Annotated in this window: 1 protein-coding gene; it reads right to left on the bottom strand. The window is 74.4% G+C overall.

Features of this window, described 5'->3' with window-relative positions; genetic code table 11:
• On the bottom strand, positions 1 to 662 hold a 662-nt coding region (locus MCAG_RS34025; protein WP_198141657.1), incomplete at its 3' end, for an SDR family NAD(P)-dependent oxidoreductase.
• Between the last annotated feature and the right edge of the window lie 970 nt (positions 663 to 1,632).

The raw sequence follows: 1,632 nt of genomic DNA, 5'->3' as shown, positions 1-1,632 counted from the left end.
CCACGCAGGAAGCCGTCGCGCAGCACCCCCGCAGCGTGCACCACGCCGTCGATCCGGCCGAAGCGCTCCCGCACCGTGGCGACGATCCGGGTGACGTCCTCCAGCCGGGACACGTTGCCGCTGAGGTAGAGCACCTCGGCGCCGGTGCGTTCCAGGGCCGCGATCCGCTCCGGGTCGCCGGTCGCCGAGCGGCCGACCAGGACCAGCCGGGCGTCGACCGTCCGGGCCAGGTGAGTGGCCAGGTGAGCGCCCACCCCGCCGACCCCACCGGTGATCAGGTAGACGCCGCCGTGGCGCAGCCGGATCACACCGGCCGGCTCGCCGGGGCGCGCCTCGGAGGAACCGCCGTACTCCTCCTCCACCAGCCGACGGACCAGCCGCCGGCCGTGCTCGTGGCGTACTTCCACGGCCCCCGCGCGGTCGAGTTCGGCGAGCAGCGCGGCCCGGTCCGGTGCGCCGACCACCTCGACCGTCCGTGCCGAAAGCCGGCGGTCCTCCTGCATGGCCGAGCGCAGGAGCGCGGCGACGGCGGCGTGCCGGGGCGACGGCGTCCCGTCGATGGCGGGGATGCCCGTACACCAGTCGGAGGGAGCGCAGGTCGGGTCGGTCGAGCAGGCCCACGAGCAGCGGCAGCAGTACGCCGAGGAGGGCCGCCGGGTCACCCGCGTCGGGGTCCGGGTCGGAGTTGGGTGCGGCGTCGAGCGCGGCGCTGTGCAGCACGTCGATCCGGTGCGCGGACGAAGGCAGCCCTCCGAGGCCACCGGCCGGGTCGTCGGCGCTCGCGGTGATCACGTGCTGCCAGCGGTGACGGTCCGGGACGGCACCGTCGCCGATCAGGACCAGGACGTCGCCGGCCGGGGCCGGGTCGGGCGCCGGTGCAGGCCGCCAGACGGTACGCAGCCAGGTCGTGGACGGCACGTCCGGGTGGGCCGGGGCGCGCAGCGGACCGGGCACCCAGTGCCGCTCGCCCGCAAACGGGTACGTGGGCAGCGGCAGCCGGCGGCGGCGCTCGCTCCGGTAGAGCGAGCCCCAGTCGACGTCGAGGCCGTTCGCCCAGCAGAGCGCCAACCGCTCGTGGTCGCCGCCGTCGACGAGGTGGTCGACGAGCACGGCGGCGGTGTCACCGGTGGACAGCACCTGCCGTAGCGGATGGTCGGCGCCGGCCGTGCCCCGGTGCACACCGGGCGGCTGGTCCCCGTCGAGGAAGCGGTCGAGTGCGTGGCGCAGCTCACTCCATCGTGGACGCGACGACAAACGAAGCCGATCGCGCATCGGGTCCCGGCCGACGTGGAGGGTGTAGGCGATGTCGGCCAGGGGCTGCCCGGGGTGGGTAAAGAAGTGGTCGAGGAGGGCCTGGGCGTACGCCCGCAACCGGTCCGGAGTCCGCGCGGACACCACACACCACCCGCGCCCGCCCATCATCAACCACCCCCGCACCAGCGGCAGGAACATACTCCTCCACCACCACATGCGCATTCACACCCCCATACCCAAACGACGACACCCCCGCCCGCCGCGGCACCCCACCCCGACGCTCCCACCGACGCAACCCATCCACCCCTAAAAACGGCGACCCCCCCACCTCCACAAACGGCGACATCTCCCGAACGTCGCCTGCGGCGCCAACACCCC

This window comes from Micromonospora sp. ATCC 39149, from assembly GCF_000158815.1.
GTDB lineage: Bacteria > Actinomycetota > Actinomycetes > Mycobacteriales > Micromonosporaceae > Micromonospora.
The sequence above is the reverse complement of the archived record's forward strand: the minus strand, read 5'-3'. Positions and strand labels throughout refer to the sequence as shown.